Genomic DNA, 20,332 nt, shown 5'->3' with positions numbered 1-20,332 from the left:
GCGCTAGACAACGCTCCCCGGCCGTACGCGCCATCCGTCACCCGTCCGTGCCGCCAGGCCGCGCAGCTCGAGGAGACCGAGGGCGCCGAGTGCCTCGTCGGCCGTCACCCCTGCGGTCACGGCTATTCGGGTGACGTCGTGGCCGGTGCGTCGCGGCAACGCCTCGTGGACGGCGCGGGCCACATGGTCGAGCCCGTCGTGCAGCCGCACGTCCTGGGGGCGCTCCGGCTCCGGCGCCCCGCCCGCCGGGCGGACCAGCTCCAGCACCTCTCCCGCATCGGTGACGCACACCGCGACGCCGTCGCGGAGCAGGCGGTGGCACCCCGCCGACGCCATCGACGTGACCGGACCCGGCACCGCTCCGACCGGCCGGAGCAGGCGCGCCGCGTGGTGCGCCGTGCTCAGCGCGCCCGACCGCCACGCCGCCTCCACGACGACCGTCGCGCCCGCCATCGCCGCGATCAGGCGGTTGCGCTGCAGGAACCGGCTGCGCGTCGGCAGGCCGCCCGGCGGGAGCTCGGACACCACCGCGCCACCGCCGTCGAGCACGGCCTCGAACAGCCGCGCGTGCGCCGTCGGGTACGCCCGGTCGACTCCACCGGCAAGGACCACGACCGCGTGGCCCGCCATGGTGAGCGTGCCGCGGTGCGCCGCCGCGTCGATGCCGTACGCCCCGCCGGAGACCACCGCGACGCCCCGCGTCGCGAGGCCCGCCGCCAGGTCGAACGCGACGCGCTCGCCGTAGGTCGTCGCGGCGCGCGCTCCGACGACGGCGGCGGCGCCGTGCGGCACAGCGCCGAGGTCGAGGCGACCGCGGACCCACAGGCAGGCGGGTGCCTCCGGGCCGAGGTCGTCGATCCCCGCGGGCCAGGCCCGGTCGCCCGGAACGAGCACGCCTCCCCCGAGCCGCTCGACCGCGGCCAGCGCGGCCGCCGGCTCGCTCCGCGCGAGCCGCGGCGCCCAGCGCCTGACCGCCCGGCCGAGTCGCGGGTCGTCGAGCGGGTGGCGCCGGCCCGGCTCGCCGTCGCGTCCCGGCGCGGCGGAGCCGTCGCGGTCGGCGGCACCGCCGCGGTCCAGGCGGCCCTGCTCGACAGCACCGCCGCCGTCCAGGCGGGCCGTCGCGTCGCGCAGCCAGTCGAGCGCGTCGGCCGCGCCGAGCGCCCCGACGAGCGCACCCGCGACCGCGTCACCGGGCTCCGCGATCCCGCTCCACGCCACGCGGGCGAGGCGCTCGCGATCGTGCACGTCGCTCACGCCCCGTGCCCCCGCGTCCGCATCAGCAGCGCGCGGCCCACGTCGGCCGCCGTGGGCGACGGCCGTCCCGCCAGGTCCGCGATCGTCCACGCGACGCGCAAGACGCGGTCGACGCCGCGCAGGCTGAGGGTGCCGCGGTCGACGGCGCGGTCGAGGTCGGCGACGAGGCCGCGGTCGGGGCCGAGCCGCGCCCTGAGCCACGCGCCCGGCACCTCGGCGTTCGTGCGCCACGGCGTCGCGGCGAGCCGCTCGGCCTGCGCTGCACGCGCGGTCGCGACCCGCCGCGCCACCGCCGCCGTCGACTCGCCGTCGGGATCGCCCGCGCGCGCCGGCTGGAGCTCGACCTGCAGGTCGATCCGGTCGAGCAGCGGCCCCGAGAGCTTGCCGAAGTACCGCCGCCGCTGCTCCGGGCGGCACGAGCAGTCGAGGCCCTTGCCGACCGCGCGGCCGCAGGGGCACGGGTTCGCGGCCAGCACGAGCTGGAACCTCGCCGGGTACCGGGCGGCACCGCCGGCGCGGTGCAGCACCAGCTCGCCGTGCTCCAGCGGCTGCCGGAGCGTCTGGAGCACGGCCGTCGCGAACTCGGGTGCCTCGTCGAGGAACAGCACGCCGCGGTGCGCGCGCGACGCGGCGCCCGGGCGAGCGATCCCCGAGCCGCCACCGACGACGCTCGCCGACGTCGCCGTGTGGTGGGGGTCCTCGAAGGGCGGCCGGCGCAGCAGCCCGCCCGCCGGGTCGAACGTCCCCGCGAGCGAGTGGACGGCCGTGACCTCGACGGCATCGGCCTCCCCGAGATCCGGCAGCAGACCGGGCAGGCGCGCCGCGAGCATGGTCTTGCCCGTTCCCGGTGGCCCGACCATCAGCAGGTGGTGCCCACCGGCCGCCGCGACCTCGAGGCACGACCGGGCCTCGTCCTGGCCGACCACCTCGCGCAGGTCGGACGTCGCGGGCGACGGGCCGGCCATGGTCCGTTCCGCGTGGACCGGCGGCACGTCCGGCACCTCCACGTCGGCGCCGTGGCGGACCGCGACCTGGGCGAGGCTGCGCACGGCGACCACGTCGGCGCCCGGCACGAGCGCCGCCTCGGCGGCGTTGGCCTCGGCGACCACGACCTGCGTGCGCCCCGCCGCGACTGCCGCCGCCACCGCCGGCAGCACCCCGCGCACCGGCCGGACGCGGCCGTCGAGTCCGAGCTCGCCGACGTGGACGACGTCCCGGACCCGCGCCGGGTCGACCACCCCCGCGCCCGCGAGCGTCGCGACCGCCACCGCCAGGTCGAAGCCCGAGCCGGACTTCGGCAGCGACGCGGGCGACAGGTTCACCGTGATGCGGCGGTTCGGCCAGGCGATGCCCGACGAGGTCACCGCCGCGCGCACCCGGTCGCGGGCCTCGGCGAGCGACGCGTCCGGCAGGCCGACCAGCGAGAACGCCGGCAGCGAGGGCGCGAGGTGGGCCTCCACCTCGACGACGTGGCCGGTCAGGCCGACGAGCGCGACCCCGAGCGTGCGACCCAGCGCCATTCACACCACCCCCTCGAGGTGCTGCACGCGCACCGGCGATCCGGGCGTGACGAGCACCGCCACGACGTCGACCCGCACCGATGCGGGCCGCACCTGGTGCTCGGCGAGCCAGGCCGCCGCGAGCCGACGCACGCGCGCGAGCTTGACGGGCGTCACCGCCTCGGCCGGGTGCCCGAAGACGACGGAGCGCCGGGTCTTCACCTCGACGACCACGAGCTCGTCGCCGTCGAGGGCCACGAGGTCGAGCTCGCCGTGAGGCGCCCGCCAGTTCCGGTCGAGCACCTGCCATCCACGCCTGACGACGTGAGCGGCCGCCACCTCCTCGCCGTACCGCCCCAGCGCGTCCTTCGCCCGCACCTGCACCACCTCCGGCGACGAGCGTGCCGCCGCGGCGCGAACGCCCCTGGCCGCCCGGCGGATCCGTGGACGAGGGGCTCACGGCCGGGGCTGTGGACGGCTCGACGGCGGGCGCGCGACACGGCGGGCACGCGGCTCGTCGCTGGGGACGCGTCAGCGCACCGAGCGGACCGACGCGTGCTCGGGGGGCGTCAGCGCACCGCGCCGGCCGACGCGTGCACGACCGGCGTCAGCTAGCGCGCGAACCCCGCGCCGCCGCCCAGGTCGAGCTCGGCCTTCGCGAGCTCCTCGACGTTCACGTCCTTGAACGTCACCACGCGCACCGACTTCACGAACCGCGCCGAGCGGTACACGTCCCAGACCCACGCGTCGGAGAGGGTGAGCTCGAAGTACACCTCGCCCGCCGCGGAACGGACCTGCAGGTCCACCTGGTTCGCCAGGTAGAACCGGCGCTCGGTCTCGACGACGTAGGAGAACAGCCCGACGACGTCGCGGTACTCGCGGTAGAGCGCGAGCTCCATGTCGGTCTCGTAGTTCTCGAGGTCCTCCGCACTCACGGACCCATCATCCCCCATCGCCCGCGCGACGGGTCACCGCGCCTCGCCGAGCGAGCCGCCCTCGAGTGCGTCGAACTCGTCGTCGGCCGCGAGCTCCGCCCCTTCGGCCGCGAGCAGCAGCGCCGCGTCGTCACCTGCCGCCAGCGCCGCGGCGAGCTCGTCGCCGCCCGGCCACCCGCCGATGCCGGGCAGCCGCCACGACCGTCGGTGGAGCTCGCACGGCCCGTGGTCGTGGAGCGCTGCGACGTGGCCGGGCGACGCGTAGCCCTTGTTCTCGTCCCAGCCGTAGTGCGGGTGCGTCCCCGCGAGCTCCGCCATGAGGCCGTCGCGCTCGCACTTGGCGAGCACGCTGGCGGCGGCGACGGTCGCGCAGGTCCGGTCCGCCTTGACGCGCGTCACGACGCGCGGGCCGCTGGCGACGCCGTCGAGCCCGACGTCCGGCTCGGGTGCGAACAGGTCCCCCTGCGCGGGCGCCGTGAGCCAGTCGTGCGAGCCGTCCAGCAGCACGACGTCCACCGGTCCGACGCTCGCGGCCACGACCGACAACGCGCGCGTCCCCGCGAGACGCAGCGCGGCGATGATGCCGATCTCGTCGATCTCGGCGGCGCTCGCGTGCCCGACGGCCCGCGCGAGCCCCCAGCGGCGCAGGCGCGGAACGAGGGCCTGGCGTGCGGCGGCCGTCAGGAGCTTCGAGTCCGCGACTCCCTGCGGCGCCGACCGCGTCGACGCGTCGATCACGACCACGCCGACGCTCACCGGTCCGGCGAGCGAGCCTCGGCCCACCTCGTCCATGCCGGCGACGAGCCGCGCGCCCTCGCGCAGCAGCACCCGCTCGTGCCGCAGGTGCGGCGCAGTGCGGATGCCGCGCGCCGGCGGAACGGCCGACCGGCCACGGGCCGGTGCGGGCGCGGTCGCGTCGTCGTCCGTCGGGACGAGGGCTCCGGGTTCGAGCAGGTCGGTCATGCGCGGCTCAGTTCGTGGCGGTCGGCGCCGGCACGTCCTCGAACGTCTTGGCGGGGTTGTGCAGCAGACCGGCGCGCTCGATGGGCCACACGGTCACGAACGCGACGCCCACGACGTTGCTGATCGGCACCGACCCGCCGCCCGGGTTGCCCTGGTGGAACCGCGAGTCCCACGAGTGCTGGCGGTTGTCCCCCATCACCCAGATCGAGTTCGCCGGGACGGTGATGTCGAACTTCTGCTCGCTCGGCTCGGAGCCCGGCGCGAGGTACGGCTCGTCGAGCGCGACGCCGTTGACGGTCACCGGCTTGCCCGGGCCGGCGCACGCGACGTGGTCGCCGGCCGTGCCGATGACGCGCTTGACCAGGTGCTGGCCCGCGTCCTGCGGGTACAGGCCGACGAACGTCAGCACGTCGTTGACGATCGAGCGGCTGCGGCTCGGCGTCTGCTCGGTCTCGCCCTGCAGCCAGCCGCCCGGGTCCTTGAACACGACGATGTCGCCACGATGCAGCTCGAACGGTCCGGGCGCGAGCTTGTTGACCAGGATCCGGTCGTGCTCGATGAGCGTGTCGTGCATCGAGGGGCTCGGGATGAAGAACGCCTGCACGAAGAACGTCTTGACGACCCACGACAGCGCGAGCGCGCAGATCAGGATGATCGCCGTCTCGCGGAGGAACGCCATCGGACCCGAGCTGCGCGTGCGCGGCGCCGCGTGGCGGCGGTCGGCGCTCGCCTCGACGAGGTCGCCGTCCTCCGTGCCCCCCGGGTGCCGGGCGCCGTCGCCGTGACGGGCCTCGCGGCGCGTGGCGTGGGCGTCCGAGGTGCTGCGCGCACCGTGCGCGGCGGCGGGCGGGACGACGAGCGGCTCGTCGTCGAGCCCTTCAGGAGAGCGGTCCATCACTGGCCAACTGTCGCATGCTCGACCGGGTTGCGTGCGCCCGACCACGCCCCGAGACCGGGACGGATCGTGCATTCACAGATCGCCCGGGCGAGGGCGTCCACACGCCCCCGGGGACGCCGACGGGCGGCCACCGAGTTCCGGTGACCGCCCGTCGGGCTGGAGCAGCGAGCTCAGGCCTTGGCGGCCGGGGTGTCGCGCTTCTCCTTGATCTTGGCGGCCTTGCCGCGCAGGCCACGCAGGTAGTACAGCTTCGCGCGACGGACGTCACCACGGGTGATGACCTCGATCGACTCGAGCGACGGCGAGTGCACGGGGAACGTGCGCTCGACACCGACCTGGAAGCTGATCTTGCGGACCGTGAACGTCTCGCGGACGCCGGCGCCCTGGCGCGCGATGACGACGCCCTGGAACGCCTGGATGCGGGAGCGGTTGCCCTCGACGACCTTGACGTTGACCTTGACGGTGTCGCCGGCGCGGAACTCGGGGACGTCGCTGCGCAGCGACTGCGCGTCGATCTGGTCGAGCGTGTGCATGATGGTTCGCTTCCTCGCCCTGCCACAGGTCAGCGACGTCGTCGAGGGCACGCGCACGTGTGGCGGTGTCCCGGTGGTCTGTTCGCGGTGCGTCGGGCCTGGTCGGCGTGAACCGTCGGGGCTCCGGTGGTCGTGGTTCGTCTCCCCTGTGGCAGAGACGCGACCGGCGCGCACCAGCGCACAAGTCTGCCACAGGGCGTCTGCGCGCCGGTAATCGGGCGTCCTCGGCCGCCCGCAGGTGGTCCCACTCAGCGCCTGGCGAGCCGCCCGTCGACGACGACCCAGCCGAGCCCGTCGAGCGTCGCGAGGTCGTGCTTGTCGAGCTCGGCGACGTCGAGGGCCGCGACCAGGTCGGGTCGCCGCTGCGACGTCCGCGCGAGCGCCTCGTCGCGCCGCCACCGCGCGACGCGCGCGTGGTGGCCCGAGAGCAGGACGTCCGGCACCTCGAGCCCGGCCCACTCCGGCGGCTTCGTGTAGACGGGGTACTCGAGCAGGCCGGCCGCACCGTGCGACTCCTCGACCAGCGACTCCGGGTTGCCCACGACGCCGGGCAGCAGCCGCGCGACGGCCTCCACCACGACGAGCGCCGCGACCTCTCCCCCGTTGAGCACGTAGTCGCCGATCGAGTACTCGGTGACGCGCACGCGCGAGCGGTAATGCTCCGCGACGCGCGCGTCGATGCCCTCGTAGCGGCCGCATGCCAGCACCAGGTGCTGCTCGCCGGCGAGCGCCTCGGCGGTGCGCTGCGTGAACGGCTCGCCGGACGGGGTCGGCACCAGCAGGTGCGCGTCGTCGTCGAGCAGCTCGTCGAGCGCGAGCCCCCAGACGTCGGGGCGCATCACCATGCCGGCACCGCCGCCGAACGGCGTGTCGTCCACGGTGCGGTGCCGGTCCGAGGTCCAGTCGCGCAGGTCGTGGACCCGCAGGTCGAGCAGGCCGGCCTTGCGCGCCTTCCCCACGAGCGAGAGGTCCAGCGGCGTCAGGTAGTCCCGGAAGATCGTGACGACGTCGATGCGCACGCGGGTCAGCTCCCGCGCGTCTCGTCGTCGGACACCACGAGGTTCGCCGCGTCCGACGCGAGCAAGCCGCCCGGCGGGTCGAGCACGACGCGGCCGCCCGGCACGTCGACCACGGGGACGATCGCCCGGACGAACGGCACCGCCGTGCGCGCGCCACCCGTCTCGCGGATCACCAGGAGGTCGTGCGCGGGACCCTGGTCGAGGCCGACGACCTCACCGAGCACGCGGCCGTCGACGTGCTCGACGCGCAGGCCCGCGAGCTCGTGCGGGTACCAGGCGTCCTCGTCGTCGTCCGCCTCGTCCGCGTCCACGACGAGCTCGACCCCGCGCAGCGCCTCCGCGGCCGTCCGGTCGCTGACCTGCGCGAACGTCACGTACCAGCGACCCTGCTGGATGCGCGTGCGGACCACGGTCAGCGGACCGGCGGACGCCGGCTCGGTGGCGAGCTCGGTGCCCGCGGCGAGGCGCTCGTCGGGCACGTCGGTGCGCAGGTCGAGCGCGACCTCGCCGCGCAGGCCGTGGGCACGGCCGATGCGTGCGACCGTCAGCTGCATGTCGTCCTCCGGTGTCCATGACGAAGGCCCGACCCCCAGGCTAGGGGGCCGGGCCTTCGACGAGTCGTGCTCAGCGGCGGTCGACGTCCACGACGTCGACGCGCACGGGGCCGTCGGTCGACAGCGCGCCGACGACGGTGCGCAGCGCCTTGGCGGTCCGGCCGTTGCGGCCGATCACGCGGCCGAGGTCCTCGGGATTGACCCGGACCTCGAGCAGCTCGCCGCGGCGCAGCGCGGAGGACGTGACGCGCACGTCGTCCGGGTGGTCGACGATGCCGCGCACCAGGTGCTCGAGCGCGTCGGCCAGCATCAGGCCTGCTCGTCCTCGGCTGGCGCCTCGACCTCGGCGGCCGGCTCATCGGCCGGAGCCTCGTCAGCGGCGACCTTCTTCTCCGACGCCTTCGCCTTGACCTTCTCCGCGTCGGCGGCGGCGGCCTCGACGGCGGCCTTCGGGTCGACCTTGTCGCCCTTGGTCCGAAGCGTGCCCTCGGCGCCCGGCAGGCCCTTGAACTTCTGCCAGTCACCGGTGACCTTGAAGAGCGCGAGCACCTGCTCGGTCGGCTGCGCGCCGACACCGAGCCAGTACTGCGCACGGTCCGAGCTGACCTCGATGAGCGAGGGCTCCTCGGTGGGGTGGTACTTGCCGATCTCCTCGATCACGCGACCGTCGCGCTTGGTGCGCGAGTCGGCGACGACGATGCGGTAGTACGGCGCGCGGATCTTGCCCAGGCGCTTGAGGCGGATCTTGGTGGCCACGGTGTGGTCTTCTCCCGATGTCTGTCTGGGGGTGTCTCGCCGCGCAGCCCGTGGGGTAGGGCGCGCCGGTCCGACGAAGGACACGACGAGGGCAGGTAGAGGGGCTGCCGCCGTCGGGTACAGCCGACCATTGTGCCAGACGAACCGCGCCGGGTCCGAATCGGTCGGCGGCGGCTCACGGCTCAGCCGCGGCGCCGCGTCACGCGTACCGGACGCCGCGCAGGATCACGGCGACGGGCTCGCGCAGGGCCTCGACATCCGTGCGCGGGTCGCGGTCGTAGACGACGACGTCGGCGCTCGTGCCCTCGGCGATGCCGTCGGCCCCGAGCCACGCGCGGGTGCGCCAGCTCGCGGCGGCCACGACGTCGCGCGCGGGGATGCCGGCGCGGGCCATCTCCGTGGCCTCGTCGGCGATGTTCCCGTGGCCGATCGTCCCTCCCGCGTCGGTGCCGACGAGCACGGGGACGCCCGCGTCGTACAGGTCACGGACCTGGTCGTACCGGTGGGCGTGCAGGCCGCGCATGCGGGCCGCGAACCGCGGGTACCGGCCGTCGGCCTGCGCCGCGATGTCCTCGAACCGGCCCACCTGGAGGAGCGTCGCGGTGACGGGGATGCCGGCGGCCGCGATGCGCGCGACCTGCTCCGGTGTCGCACCGCAGGCGTGTTCGAGGCAGTCGACGCCGGCGTCGAGCAGCGGGTCGACGGCCTCGGCCGCGAACGTGTGCGCGGTGACGCGCGCACCCTCGTCGTGCGCCACGGCCACCGCGCGGCGCAGCACGTCGTCCGGCCAGAGCGGGCGCAGGTCGCCGTCGGCCCCCAGGTCGCGGTCGATCCAGTCGGCGACGAGCTTGACCCAGCCGTCGCCGAGCAGCGCCTCCTCGCGCACCGCGGTCGGCAGGTCGTCGACCGAGGCGAGCTCGCGGCCGTAGTGCCGCAGGTAGCGCTTGGGGCGCGCCAGGTGGTGGCCCGAGCGGATCAGGCGCGGCAGGTCCGGGCGCGCGTGCACCCAGCGCGTGTCGGCCGGCGAGCCGGCGTCGCGGATGAGGAGCACGCCCGAGTCGCGGTCGGCGACCGCCTGCTTCTCGGCCGTGGCGTCGTCGACCGGGCCGTCGGCCGCGAGGCCGATGTGGCAGTGCACGTCGACGAGGCCGGGCAGCACCCAGCCCTCGATCGTCGCGTCGGGCGCCGTGGCCGGGCGCTCGAACGTCAGCCGGTCCCCCACGACCCAGACGTCGCCGACCTCGTGGTGGTCGTCGAGGACGACCGTCCCCCGCAGGTGCAGGACGCCGGGCACGACGAACGGCCTCAGCGCCCGCCGAGGAACCGGTCGAGACCGGACGGCAGCTGTGACGGGTCGAAGTCGGCGGGCGCCTTCGGCGCGCCGAGCCCGAATGCCGAGCCCTGCTGCGCCGCCGCCGCGGGACGACCCTCGAGCGCGGCCTTCTCCTGCTCGGCGCGCTTGGCCGGGTTGCCCGACTTGCCCTTGACGCGCTTGGACGGGGCGGCGACGCGACCGCGCGCCTTCTTGCCCATGCCCGGCAGGTTGCCGAAGCCCGGCATGCCGCCGCCGTTGCGCGCCATCTGCTTCATCATCTTCTGCGCGCCGTCGAAGCGCTCGAGCAGCTGGTTGACGTCGGTCGGCGTGGTGCCCGACCCGCGGGCGATGCGGGCGCGACGCGAGCCGTTGATGATCTTCGGGTTGTCGCGCTCGCCCGGAGTCATCGAGCGCACGATCGCCTCGATGCGGTCGACCTCGCGCTCGTCGAAGTTCTCCAGGGCCTCACGCATCTGGCCCATGCCCGGCATCATGCCGAGCATCTTCTTCATCGAGCCCATCTTCTTGAGCTGCTGCATCTGCTCGAGGAAGTCGGCGAGCGTGAAGTCCTCGCCGGCGGCGAGCTTGCCCGCCATCTTCTCGGCCTGGTCCTGGTCGAACGCGCGCTCGGCCTGCTCGATGAGCGTCAGGACGTCGCCCATGTCGAGGATGCGGCCGGCCATGCGGTCGGGGTGGAAGACCTCGAAGTCGGTGAGCTTCTCGCCGGTGCTGGCGTAGAGGATCGGGCGACCCGTGACGGACGCGACGGACAGCGCGGCACCACCGCGCGCGTCGCCGTCGAGCTTGGACAGCACGACGCCCGTGAAGCCGACGCCGTCGAGGAACGCCTGCGCGGTCGTGACCGCGTCCTGCCCGATCATCGCGTCGATGACGAACAGGACCTCGTCCGGGTTCGTCGCGTCGCGGATGTCCGCGGCCTGCCGCATGAGCTCGGCGTCGATGCCGAGCCGGCCCGCCGTGTCGACGATGACGACGTCGTGCTGCCGGGCCGTCGCCGTCTCGACGCCCTGACGCGCGACGGCGACGGGGTCGGCGCCCTGTGGCAGCACGTCGTCGGCACCCTGGTTGCCCGGGTGCGGAGCGAAGACCGGGACGCCCGCGCGCTCGCCGACGACCTGGAGCTGCGTGACGGCGTTGGGGCGCTGGAGGTCGGCCGCGACGAGGATCGGCGTGTGGCCCTGGCCCTTGAGGTGCAGCGCGAGCTTGCCGGCCAGCGTCGTCTTGCCGGCACCCTGCAGGCCCGCGAGCAGGATGACCGTCGGGGGGTTCTTCGCGAGGTTCAGGGTGCGGGTCTGCCCGCCGAGGATCGAGACGAGCTCCTCGTTGACGATCTTGACGACCTGCTGCGCCGGGTTGAGCGCCTGCGACACCTCGGCCGAGAGCGCGCGCTCGCGGATCGCGCCCGTGAACTGCCGGACGACCGGGACGGCGACGTCGGCGTCGAGCAGCGCGCGTCGGATCTCGCGGACGGTCGCGTCGATGTCCGCCTCGGAGAGCCGGCCCTTGGTGCGCAGGTTCTTGAAGGTCGACGTCAGTCGGTCCGACAGGGTGGCGAACACGGCCGTCCTCAGGTTCGGGGGATCACGGACGTCCCAGGGTAACCGGGACGCCCGCGCGTCGTGCCGCCGAGCGCGGCCCGCGCCCGCGCCACGAGCTCGTCGACGAGGGTGGCGCGCCACTGGCTCCACGCGGCCGGGCCGGCCGCGGTCGCGTCCGCCACGGTGAGCGCGCGCAGCACGAGCAGCAGGTCCTCCCGGCGGTCCACGGCGTCGAGCAGGCGGGCGACGGTCACCGGGTCGTCCGGGTCGGCGGTGGTGGCCAGCTCGACGAGCGTGAGGTGCTCGCGGACGAGCCGCGCGACGTCCGCCGCCACCGCGTCGTCGAAGCCCATCCGCGCCGCGATCGGACCCGCGAGCCGCGCGCCCTCGACGGCGTGGTCCCCCGCGCCGGCGCGCTTGCCGATGTCGTGCAGGACCGCCGCGAGCAGCAGGGTGTCCGGCGTCTCGACCGCGTGCCGGTCGGCGCGCGCGACCGTCTCGACGAGGTGCCGGTCGACCGTGTGGCGGTGCACGGGCGAGCGCTGCGGCCGGTTGCGGACGCCCGCCCACTCCGGGATCCACGTCGTGACGACGCCCGCGAGGTCCAGCGCCTCCCAGACCGGGACCTGAGCGTGGCCCGAGCCGAGCAGCGTCAGGAACGACGCGCGTGCGGCGCGCGGCCACGGCGTGGGCAGCGGCGGCGTGGCCGTCAGGCTCGCGACCGTCACCGGACTGAGCACGAGACCGGTGCGCGCGGCCGTGGCGGCGGCGCGCAACGAGAGCAGCGGGTCGTCGGCGGGCCGGGCGTCGACGGCGAGCACGATCTCGCCGTCGTGCTCGACGAGGTCCTCCGCGATCGTGCGCAGGCGCGGCCCGGTGCGCCGGCCCCGCACGATGACGGGCTTGCGGGCGGGGCGCTGCAGCGCCTGGCGCGCGTTGCGCGCGGTCGTGTCGAGCGCGTAGCTGATGATGCGGCCCGCCTCCGCGATGCTCGCGAGCAGGTCGTCGCGGTCGTCGAACCCCACGAGCGCCGCGACCTCGTCCTGGTCCGCGAGGAGCAGGCGGTTGGTGTGCCGGCGCGTGACGACCTGCACCGCGTCGCGGACGTCGAGCAGGTGCGTGTAGGCGGCGTCGACCGCGCCGTGCGGGCGGTCCGTGAGCCACGTGGCCGCGAGCGCCGACAGGACCACCGCGTCACGGATGCCGCCGCGCGCCTCCTTGAGCTCGGGCTCGATCAGGTACGCGAGCTCGCCGTGACGGTCCGCGCGCTGCCGCGTCGAGGCCAGCAGCTCGGGCAGGCGCCGGCGGGCCGCCGCCCGCCAGTCCTCGAGCAGCGCGCTCGTCGCACGAGCCACGAGCGCCGCATCGCCGGCGACCGGCTGGAGGTCGAGCAGGCCCACGGCGGCCGGCAGGTCCTTCGACGCGATCTGCCGGCACTGCGCGAGCGAGCGCACCGCGTGGTCGAGGTCGAGACCCGCGTCCCAGATCGGGTACCAGAGCCGCTGTGCGAGCGCGGCCAGCTCTTCGGGCCCGCGCGCGCGGCCCTCGTGCACGAGCAGCAGGTCGAGGTCGCTCACCGGGCTCGCGTCGCCGCGGCCCACGCTGCCCACCGCGCCCAGCGCCAGCCCGGTCGTGTCGACGCCACCGGTGACGTCGTCCCAGAGCTCGCGCAGCGCCGCCAGCACCACGTCGACACCGGCCGTGCGGCGCGCCACCCCGTCCGTGCCGGGGCCCGTCATGCGAGCCGCGAGGTCGAGCCGGGAAGCGCGCAGGTCCCGCACTCCGGGGGTGGAGTGCGGGACCTGCGGGTCGCTCCCGGCCGCGCCCCCCGCGGGCGGCCGTCCTTCGGTCATCGCTACAGGGCGTCCGCGCCGCGCTCGCCGGTCCGGACCCGGGCGACCTCCTCGACGGGGGTCACCCACACCTTGCCGTCACCGATCTTGCCGGTCTGGGCCGCCTTGATGACGACCTCGACGACACCGGTCACGTCCTCGTCCGTGACGAGCACGTCGACCTTGACCTTCGGCACGAGGTCGACCGTGTACTCGGCGCCGCGGTAGACCTCGGTGTGGCCACGCTGACGGCCGTAGCCGCTCGCCTCGCTCACCGTCAGGCCGCGGATGCCGGCCGCCTCGAGGGCCGACTTCACGTCATCGAGCCTGTGCGGCTGGATGACCGCCGTGACGAGCTTCGTCATCAGTTCACCTCCGTGAGGACACGCGAGCCGTCGAGGCTCTCGTACGCGGTCTCGCCGTGCACCTGCAGGTCGACCGCCGACTCGGTCTCCTCGCTGACGCGCAGCCCGGTGATCGCCTTGAAGATCAGGGCGAGCACGTAGGTGACGACGAACGAGAACACGATCGCGAACGCGGCCACGACGATCTGCGAGAGCAGCTGCGTGACGCCGCCACCGTAGAACAGGCCGTCCTTCGCGCCGTCGGGGTACCACGCGCCCTGGTGGTGCGTGGCGAACAGGCCGATCAGGACCGTACCGGTGATGCCGCCGACCAGGTGGACGCCGACCACGTCGAGCGCGTCGTCGAAGCCGAACTTGAACTTCAGGCCGACCGCGAGGGCGCAGACGACACCCGCGATCGCGCCGATCGCGATGGCTCCGTACGAGTCGACCGCGGCCGCCGCCGGCGTGATCGCGACGAGACCCGCGACGATGCCCGAGGCCGCACCGAGCGAGGTCGCCTTGCCGTCACGGAACTTCTCCGTGAGGAGCCACGTGAGCATCGCGACGCACGTCGCGACGAAGGTGTTGATCCACGCACGGGCCGCCGTGCCGTCCGCAGCACCCTCGGACCCGGCGTTGAAGCCGAACCAGCCCACCCACAGCAGGCCGGCACCGAGCATGACGTACGGCAGGTTGTGCGGCCGGAACAGCGTGGTCGGCCAGCCCTTCCGCTTGCCGAGCACGAGCACGAGCGCGAGGCCCGCGGCACCGGCGTCGATGTGGACGACCGTGCCACCCGCGAAGTCGATCGGCGCCGACAGCCAGCCCGCGACCTTGCCCACCGGGCTGAGGAAGCCGCCGCCCCACACCATGTGCGCCAGGGGGAAGTACACCGCGGTCGCCCAGACCACCGTGAAGGCGACCCAGCTGCCGAACTTGATGCGGTCGGCGATGGCGCCCGTGATGAGCGCGACGGTGATCACGGCGAAGGTCGCCTGGAAGCCGACGCCCACGAGCGACGGCACCCCGACGCCGGCACCCAGGCCCTTGTCGTCCGTGAGACCCACGAGACCGAAGTACTGGAACGGGTTCGCGAAGAACTGGCCGAAGCCGTCGGTCTTCGAACCGAAGGCCATCGAGTACCCGTAGAGGATCCAGATGAACCCGACCGTGCCCGCCGCGATGAAGTTCATCATCAGCATGTTGAGCACGGACTTGCCCCGGACCATGCCGCCGTAGAAGAACGCCAGACCCGGGACCGTCATCATCAAGACGATCACTGCCGACGTCATCATCCACGCGGTGTTGCCGGAGTCCAACGTGAAGGCATCTGCTGCCAGCATGTCCCGACTCTCCCTCCGCCGACCACCCGGTCGGTCGGGGACAACAGTCGGCCGCGGCCGTTTCGGACGGTTGCGGGGCGCGTTACAGCCGTGTGACAAGCCGCACATCGGCGTAAACGTTCGGTTTCGTGCTGGTCGAGCGTCCGGGACCGCGCGCCGGCGGCCTACGCCTCGAGGAGCCCGTCGACGAACGCCTCCGGGTCGAACGGCGCGAGGTCGTCGGGGCCCTCGCCCAGGCCCACCAGCTTGACCGGCACGCCCAGCTCGCGCTGCACCGCGACCACGATGCCGCCCTTGGCGGTGCCGTCGAGCTTGGTCAGCACGATGCCCGTGACGCCCGCGACCTCGCCGAACACGCGCGCCTGGTTGAGCCCGTTCTGGCCCGTCGTGGCGTCGAGGACGAGCAGGACCTCGGACAGCGGCGCCTCGCGCGTGATGACGCGCGTGATCTTGCCGAGCTCGTCCATCAGGCCGGCCTTGTTCTGCAGCCGCCCGGCCGTGTCGACCAGCACGACGTCGACGCCCTCCGAGCGGCCCTGACGGACCGCGTCGAACGCGACGGCGGCCGGGTCGGCACCGTCGCGGTCCGAGCGCACGGTGTGCACGCCGACCCGCGAGCCCCACGTCTGGAGCTGGTCGGCGGCCGCGGCACGGAACGTGTCGGCGGCGCCGAGCACGACGGTGCGGCCCTCGGCCACGAGGACGCGGGCGAGCTTGCCGACGGTCGTCGTCTTGCCGGTGCCGTTGACGCCGACGACGAGGACCACCGCGGGCGCGCCGTCGGCGGTGCGCGCGGTGCTCAGCTCGCGGTCGAGCGCCGGGTCGACGAGCGCGAGGAGCTGTTCGCGCAGCATCGTGCGCACGTGGGCGGGGTCCTTGACGCCCTCGACGCGAACCCGCGTACGAAGCGCCTCGATCAGCTCGGCGCTCGGGCCGGCGCCGACGTCCGCGAGCAGCAGCGTCTCCTCGAGCTCGTCCCAGTCGTCCTCCGTGAGGTGGTCGCGGGACAGCACCTGGAGCAGCCGCGCGCCGAGCGGCGAGCCCGAGCGGGCGAGGCGCCCACGGAGGCGCGCGAGCCGACCGGCGACCGGGGCCGGGACCTCGAGAGCCGGCGCCTCGGGCTCGAGGAGCTCCGGCTCGAGGACGGCGGCCCCGGCGGGCGGGGCGCTCCCCGAGGCGGGCTCGGCGGCGGGCGCGGGCGGAGTGCCGGGGACGTCGACGGCGGTCGTCTCGTCGACCGTGGAGCCACCCGGGCGGGGCGGGGCGAGCACGGAGCCGCTGGAGTCCTCGTCGGAGCCGGGGCCGGTCGGTGGGCGGTTGCCGCGGCGACGGACCAGCAGCGTGCCCAGCGCGATGAGGATCGCGATCGGCACGCCGGCCGCGAGGAGGGTGGCGAGGGTGTCGTTCACGCGGACAGTCTGTCGGGCGTCGAGCGCCCCGCGCGACCTGGGTCGTCCTGCGGTCCGCGGGTCGGTCGCAGGTCGGCAGGACGCGCCGTCGGCGCGTCAGCCGCGGCGCAGACCCGGGACGCGGTCGCGGGCGCGGGAGAGCGTGTCCGCCAGCTCGTCGACCTGGAGGTAGCCCTCGCCGCGCTCGGCGGTGGCCGACAGGAACTCGGTCAGCGACAGGTCGACCGGCTCGGCCGAGGCGGCGGCTGCGGCCTCGCCCTCGGTCTCGTGGCGGGACGCCCAGCCGCGGCGGAAGGCCTGCCACGGCGACTCGTCGACGTCACGCGGTCCAGCGGCGACGCTGGCCACGAGGAGCACGGCGGCGGCGACGATGAGGGCGAGGACGATTCCGACGAGAACGGCCATGCGTCCAGTCTCCGGTGGCACCCCGGTACCCGGCACGCCCACTCCCGGGGCGCGCGGCGAACCGTCACAGAATCTCCACCGCCCTGCAACCGGCCCGTTGCCGGCCGGCGGAGATCGGCGTCAGACGGCCGCGTCCTCCCGCATGCGCTGGCTGATGACCGTGGTGACGCCGTCGCCGCGCATCGTCACGCCGTACAGCGCGTCGGCGATCTCCATCGTGCGCTTCTGGTGCGTCACGACGATCAGCTGCGAGTCCTCCTGCAGCTCGCGGAAGATCTCGAGCAGGCGCCCGAGGTTCGCGTCGTCGAGCGCTGCCTCGACCTCGTCCATGACGTAGAACGGGCTGGGGCGCGCCTTGAAGATCGCGACGAGCATCGCGACCGCCGTCAGCGACCGCTCGCCGCCCGAGAGCAGCGAGAGCCGCTTGACCTTCTTGCCCGCCGGGCGAGCCTCGACCTCGATGCCGGTGGTCAGCATGTTGTCGGGGTCGGTGAGCACGAGGCGGCCCTCGCCGCCAGGGAAAAGGCGCGGGAAGACGACGTCGAACGCCGCGGCGGTGTCGCGGTACGCCTCGGCGAACACCTGCTCGACGCGCTCGTCGATCTCCTTGACGATCTCGAGCAGGTCCGCCCGCGACTTCTTGAGGTCGGCAAGCTGGTCCGTCAGGAACTTGTGGCGCTCCTCGAGGGCCGCGAACTCCTCGAGGGCCAGCGGGTTGACGCGGCCCAGCAGCGACAGCGCGCGCTCGGCGGCGCGCAGGCGCTTCTCCTGCTGCTCGCGCACGAAGGGCACCGCGGTCGGCGCGTCGGGGTCCACCTCGGTGCCGGGCACCACGACGACGGGCACGTCCTGGTGCGGGCCGAACTCCTCGACGAGCACCGCGGGGTCGATGCCGAGCTCCTCGACGGCCCGCTGCTGGAGGGCCTCGATGCGCAGCCGCTGCTGCGTGCGGGCGACCTCGTCGCGGTGCACGACGTCGGTCAGCTTCGCGAGCTCGCCCGCCTGACGGTCGACCTCCGCCCGGGTCGCCGTGATCGTGACGTCGCGCTGCGCGCGGGCGGCCTCGGCGCCGTCGCGCTCGTCGGACGCGCGGCGCAGCGAGCGGTCGAGCACCGCGAGCGCGCGCGTCGCACCCTCGTGGACCGCGCGTGCGACGGCCGCCTGGCGCGCCCTCGCACGCTCGCGCTCGGCGGCGCGCTCGCGGGCGACGCGCTCGGCCTGCGCCGCGCGCTCGAGCGACTCGGCGCGGCCCGACAGCGCGCGGGCGCGCTCCTCGTCGGTGCGCAGCGTGAGGCGGGCCTCGGTCTCGCGCGCTCGCGCCGCCGACGCGGCCTCGTTGAGCCGGTCGCGGGCGGCCGTGCCCGCGACGATCGCGGCCTCCGCGTCGGCGGGCTCGACCTCCGCCGCCGTGAGGCGCTCGGTGAGCTCGGCGAGCTGGTCGGTGTCGTCCGTGAGCGTGCGGGAGGCGGCGTCGAGCGAGGACTGCAGGCGCTCGGCCTCCGCGCGAGCCGCGCGGGCCGTCGACCCGAGGTGGCCGAGCTGCTCGGCGACGGCCGCGAGGGCCGCGTCCGACTCGTTGAGGCGGTCGAGCGTGCGCTCGTGGTCGGAACGCGCCTCGGCACGCGCGGTCGTCGCGGTGGCGAGCTCGAAGCGCAGCCGCTCGGCCCGCGCCGCGGCGTCGGCCGCGCCCGTGCGCGCGTCGTCGAGCGCGGCCTGCAGGTGCAACGCGCTCGGCGCGCTCACCGACCCGCCGGACGCGCGGTGGCGCGACAGGACGTCGCCCGTGCGGGTCGCGACCACGAGGTCGGGGTGCGCGGCCACGACGGCGCGCGCGGCGGCGAGGTCGTCGACCACGACGACGTCGGCGAGCAGCGCCTCGACCGTGGGGCGGACCTGGTCGGGCGCGCGGACGAGGTCGACCGCCCACGCCGAGCCCGCGGGTGCGGCGCCGGGCCGCCGGTCGCCCGAGCCGCCGGCGACGAGCACCGACGCGCGGCCCGCGTCCTCGGTGCGCAGGTAGCGGATCGCGTCGACCGCGGCGTCGACCGACTCCACGGCGACCGCGTCGGCGAGCGCACCGAGCGCGGCGACCACCGCGTCCTCGTCGCGCGCGTCGACCGCGAGCAGCGCCGCGACCGAGCCGATCGTGCCCGGCAACGAGTCCGCCGCGAGCAGCGCACCCGCGCCGTCCTTGCGCGTCAGGCTCAGCTCGAGCGTCTCGGCGCGTGCCGTCAGCTGCTGGCGCTGCGCCTCGGCCGCCTGCAGCTGCTCGCTCAGCTCGGCGACGCGCGCGGTCGCGCTCTCGAGGGCCAGCGTCGCGGCCTCGTGCTCGGCGTCCAGGCCCTCCTCGCCCTCCTCGACGCCCGCGACCTGCGACTCGAGAGCCGCGAACTCGGTGGTGGCCTCCTCGCCGCGCCGCTCGGCGGCGACCAGCGCCTCCTGCAGGCGGCCGATCTCGGCCTGCGTCGCCTCGACGCGGCTCCGCCGCGCGGCCACCTGGCCGGCGAGGCGGGCGACGCCCTCGCGCCGGTCGGCCGCGCCGCGCAACGCGGTCGCGAGCGCCTTCTCGGCGTCACCGGCCTCCGTCTCGGCCCTGGTGCGAGCCGCGACCGCGGCCTCGAGCGCGGAGCGCGCGATCTGGACCTCGGCCGCGAGCTCGGCCTCCGCGGCGCGGACCCGCTCGGCCTGGGCGGCGAGGTCGTCGGGGTCGGCGCCCTGGCGCTCTCCCCCGCCCGACGCCGAGCCCAGCAGCCGGACACGGTCGCCGGCGAGGGACGCCGTGCCGCGCAGCCGCTCGCGCAGCGACGACAGCCGGTACCAGACCTCGCTCGCCTCGGACAGCGCGGGCGCGGCGGACGCTGCCTCGACCTCGAGCGCCGCCAGCCGGGCGCGCGTCTCGGCGAGCGCGGACTCGACCTGCTCGCGCTGCGCGCGCACCGCGGTCTCGTCGGCGATCTCCTGCTCGAGCGTCGCAGTGAGCTGCGCGAGGTCGTCCGCGAGCAGGCGCGCGCGTGCGTCGCGCAGGTCGGCCTGGACGACGGCGGCCTTGCGTGCGACCTCGGCCTGCCGGCCCAGCGGGCCGAGCTGCCGGCGGATCTCGGCGGTCAGGTCGCCGAGGCGCGTCAGGTTGCCCTGCATCGCCTCGAGCTTGCGGAGGGCCTTCTCCTTGCGCTTGCGGTGCTTGAGGACGCCTGCGGCCTCCTCGATGAAGCCGCGTCGCTCCTCGGGGGTCGCGCGGAGCACGGCGTCGAGCTGGCCCTGGCCGACGATCACGTGCATCTCGCGGCCGAGGCCGGAGTCGGAGAGCAGGTCCTGGATGTCGAGCAGGCGGCAGCCCTGGCCGTTGATCGCGTACTCGGAGCCGCCGTTGCGGAACAGCGTGCGGCTGATCGTCACCTCGGAGTACTCGATCGGCAGCGCGCCGTCGGTGTTGTCGATGGTCAGCGACACCTCGGCGCGGCCGAGCGGCGGACGGCCGGACGTGCCGGCGAAGATGACGTCCTCCATCTTGCCGCCGCGCAGGGACTTGGCGCCCTGCTCGCCCATCACCCACGCGAGGGCGTCGACGACGTTGGACTTGCCGGAGCCGTTGGGTCCGACGACGCAGGTGACGCCGGGCTCGAAGTTCAGGGTCGTCGCGGACGCGAACGACTTGAACCCCCGCAGCGTGAGGGTCTTGAGGTGCACGGGCCGAGCCTACGGTTCGGTGGG

Annotated in this window: 19 protein-coding genes; all 19 read right to left on the bottom strand. The window is 74.9% G+C overall.

What is annotated here, in order from left to right; all coding sequences use genetic code 11:
- Positions 1–3 precede the first annotated feature (3 nt).
- A complete protein-coding gene (dprA, locus tag QRT04_RS14170) occupies positions 4–1,254 on the bottom strand; it encodes a DNA-processing protein DprA (RefSeq protein ID WP_289456153.1) in 1,251 nt (416 codons plus the stop codon).
- Positions 1,251–2,774, bottom strand: a complete 1,524-nt coding sequence (locus tag QRT04_RS14165) for a YifB family Mg chelatase-like AAA ATPase (protein WP_289456152.1) — start codon at positions 2,772–2,774, stop codon at positions 1,251–1,253. The genes dprA and QRT04_RS14165 overlap by 4 nt, the downstream gene beginning before the upstream one ends.
- Positions 2,775–3,131 (bottom strand): YraN family protein, encoded by a 357-nt coding sequence (locus tag QRT04_RS14160; protein WP_289456151.1) that lies wholly within the window; start codon positions 3,129–3,131, stop codon positions 2,775–2,777.
- A gap of 233 nt (positions 3,132–3,364) precedes the next feature.
- Positions 3,365–3,688, bottom strand: coding sequence for a DUF2469 domain-containing protein (locus QRT04_RS14155; RefSeq protein WP_289456150.1), 324 nt, complete (start codon positions 3,686–3,688; stop codon positions 3,365–3,367).
- Between the two features lie 33 nt (positions 3,689–3,721).
- A complete protein-coding gene (locus QRT04_RS14150; RefSeq protein WP_289456149.1) occupies positions 3,722–4,651 on the bottom strand; it encodes a ribonuclease HII in 930 nt (309 codons plus the stop codon).
- A 7-nt stretch (positions 4,652–4,658) separates the two neighbouring features.
- Positions 4,659–5,546: a signal peptidase I gene (gene lepB / locus QRT04_RS14145; RefSeq protein ID WP_326522477.1), complete on the bottom strand. Its 888-nt coding sequence runs from the start codon at positions 5,544–5,546 to the stop codon at positions 4,659–4,661.
- A 173-nt stretch (positions 5,547–5,719) separates the two neighbouring features.
- Positions 5,720–6,082 carry a 50S ribosomal protein L19 gene (gene rplS / locus QRT04_RS14140; protein ID WP_289456147.1) on the bottom strand — a complete coding sequence of 121 codons (363 nt, stop codon included), beginning with the start codon at positions 6,080–6,082 and terminating at the stop codon, positions 5,720–5,722.
- A gap of 248 nt (positions 6,083–6,330) precedes the next feature.
- Positions 6,331–7,101, bottom strand: a complete 771-nt coding sequence (gene trmD / locus QRT04_RS14135; protein ID WP_289456146.1) for a tRNA (guanosine(37)-N1)-methyltransferase TrmD — start codon at positions 7,099–7,101, stop codon at positions 6,331–6,333.
- A 5-nt stretch (positions 7,102–7,106) separates the two neighbouring features.
- Positions 7,107–7,655 (bottom strand): ribosome maturation factor RimM, encoded by a 549-nt coding sequence (gene rimM / locus QRT04_RS14130; protein WP_289456145.1) that lies wholly within the window; start codon positions 7,653–7,655, stop codon positions 7,107–7,109.
- A 70-nt stretch (positions 7,656–7,725) separates the two neighbouring features.
- On the bottom strand, positions 7,726–7,965 hold the full coding sequence (locus tag QRT04_RS14125) for an RNA-binding protein (protein WP_289456144.1): 240 nt from the start codon (positions 7,963–7,965) through the stop codon (positions 7,726–7,728).
- Entirely contained in the window at positions 7,965–8,411 is a 447-nt protein-coding gene (gene rpsP, locus QRT04_RS14120; protein WP_289456143.1) for a 30S ribosomal protein S16, read from the bottom strand. Before rpsP ends, QRT04_RS14125 begins: the two co-directional genes overlap by 1 nt.
- A 199-nt stretch (positions 8,412–8,610) precedes the next feature.
- Positions 8,611–9,705 carry an amidohydrolase family protein gene (locus tag QRT04_RS14115; protein ID WP_289456141.1) on the bottom strand — a complete coding sequence of 365 codons (1,095 nt, stop codon included), beginning with the start codon at positions 9,703–9,705 and terminating at the stop codon, positions 8,611–8,613.
- An 11-nt stretch (positions 9,706–9,716) separates the two neighbouring features.
- A complete protein-coding gene (gene ffh / locus QRT04_RS14110; protein WP_289456140.1) occupies positions 9,717–11,306 on the bottom strand; it encodes a signal recognition particle protein in 1,590 nt (529 codons plus the stop codon).
- 8 nt (positions 11,307–11,314) lie between these two features.
- Complete coding sequence (locus QRT04_RS14105; protein ID WP_289456138.1) at positions 11,315–13,138, bottom strand: [protein-PII] uridylyltransferase; 1,824 nt, start codon at positions 13,136–13,138, stop codon at positions 11,315–11,317.
- Between the two features lie 2 nt (positions 13,139–13,140).
- Positions 13,141–13,482 carry a P-II family nitrogen regulator gene (locus tag QRT04_RS14100; protein ID WP_289456137.1) on the bottom strand — a complete coding sequence of 114 codons (342 nt, stop codon included), beginning with the start codon at positions 13,480–13,482 and terminating at the stop codon, positions 13,141–13,143.
- Positions 13,482–14,807, bottom strand: a complete 1,326-nt coding sequence (locus QRT04_RS14095) for an ammonium transporter (protein ID WP_289456136.1) — start codon at positions 14,805–14,807, stop codon at positions 13,482–13,484. The genes QRT04_RS14100 and QRT04_RS14095 overlap by 1 nt, the downstream gene beginning before the upstream one ends.
- A gap of 164 nt (positions 14,808–14,971) precedes the next feature.
- Complete coding sequence (ftsY, locus tag QRT04_RS14090) at positions 14,972–16,216, bottom strand: signal recognition particle-docking protein FtsY (RefSeq protein WP_289456135.1); 1,245 nt, start codon at positions 16,214–16,216, stop codon at positions 14,972–14,974.
- 96 nt (positions 16,217–16,312) lie between these two features.
- Positions 16,313–16,621, bottom strand: coding sequence for a hypothetical protein (locus tag QRT04_RS14085; RefSeq protein ID WP_289456134.1), 309 nt, complete (start codon positions 16,619–16,621; stop codon positions 16,313–16,315).
- Between the two features lie 120 nt (positions 16,622–16,741).
- On the bottom strand, positions 16,742–20,308 hold the full coding sequence (gene smc / locus QRT04_RS14080) for a chromosome segregation protein SMC (RefSeq protein WP_289456133.1): 3,567 nt from the start codon (positions 20,306–20,308) through the stop codon (positions 16,742–16,744).
- Positions 20,309–20,332 lie beyond the last annotated feature (24 nt).

Origin of the sequence: Cellulomonas alba (assembly GCF_030362835.1) — a bacterium.
In the GTDB taxonomy this organism is placed as follows: Bacteria; Actinomycetota; Actinomycetes; order Actinomycetales; family Cellulomonadaceae; genus Cellulomonas; species Cellulomonas alba.
Note: the sequence above shows the minus strand (reverse complement) of the source record. Positions and strands in the feature narration are given on the sequence as shown.

Excerpts from the sequence above, each read along its gene's own strand:
- QRT04_RS14165 (WP_289456152.1), bottom strand. The coding sequence starts at position 2,774 with ATGGCGCTGGGTCGCACGCTCGGGGTCGCGCTCGTCGGCCTGACCGGC.
- QRT04_RS14150 (WP_289456149.1), bottom strand. The coding sequence starts at position 4,651 with ATGACCGACCTGCTCGAACCCGGAGCCCTCGTCCCGACGGACGACGAC.
- lepB (WP_326522477.1), bottom strand. The coding sequence starts at position 5,546 with ATGGACCGCTCTCCTGAAGGGCTCGACGACGAGCCGCTCGTCGTCCCG.
- rplS (WP_289456147.1), bottom strand. The coding sequence starts at position 6,082 with ATGCACACGCTCGACCAGATCGACGCGCAGTCGCTGCGCAGCGACGTC.
- rimM (WP_289456145.1), bottom strand. The coding sequence starts at position 7,655 with ATGCAGCTGACGGTCGCACGCATCGGCCGTGCCCACGGCCTGCGCGGC.
- QRT04_RS14125 (WP_289456144.1), bottom strand. The coding sequence starts at position 7,965 with ATGCTGGCCGACGCGCTCGAGCACCTGGTGCGCGGCATCGTCGACCAC.
- QRT04_RS14105 (WP_289456138.1), bottom strand. The coding sequence starts at position 13,138 with ATGACCGAAGGACGGCCGCCCGCGGGGGGCGCGGCCGGGAGCGACCCG.
- QRT04_RS14100 (WP_289456137.1), bottom strand. The coding sequence starts at position 13,482 with ATGACGAAGCTCGTCACGGCGGTCATCCAGCCGCACAGGCTCGATGAC.
- QRT04_RS14095 (WP_289456136.1), bottom strand. The coding sequence starts at position 14,807 with ATGCTGGCAGCAGATGCCTTCACGTTGGACTCCGGCAACACCGCGTGG.
- QRT04_RS14085 (WP_289456134.1), bottom strand. The coding sequence starts at position 16,621 with ATGGCCGTTCTCGTCGGAATCGTCCTCGCCCTCATCGTCGCCGCCGCC.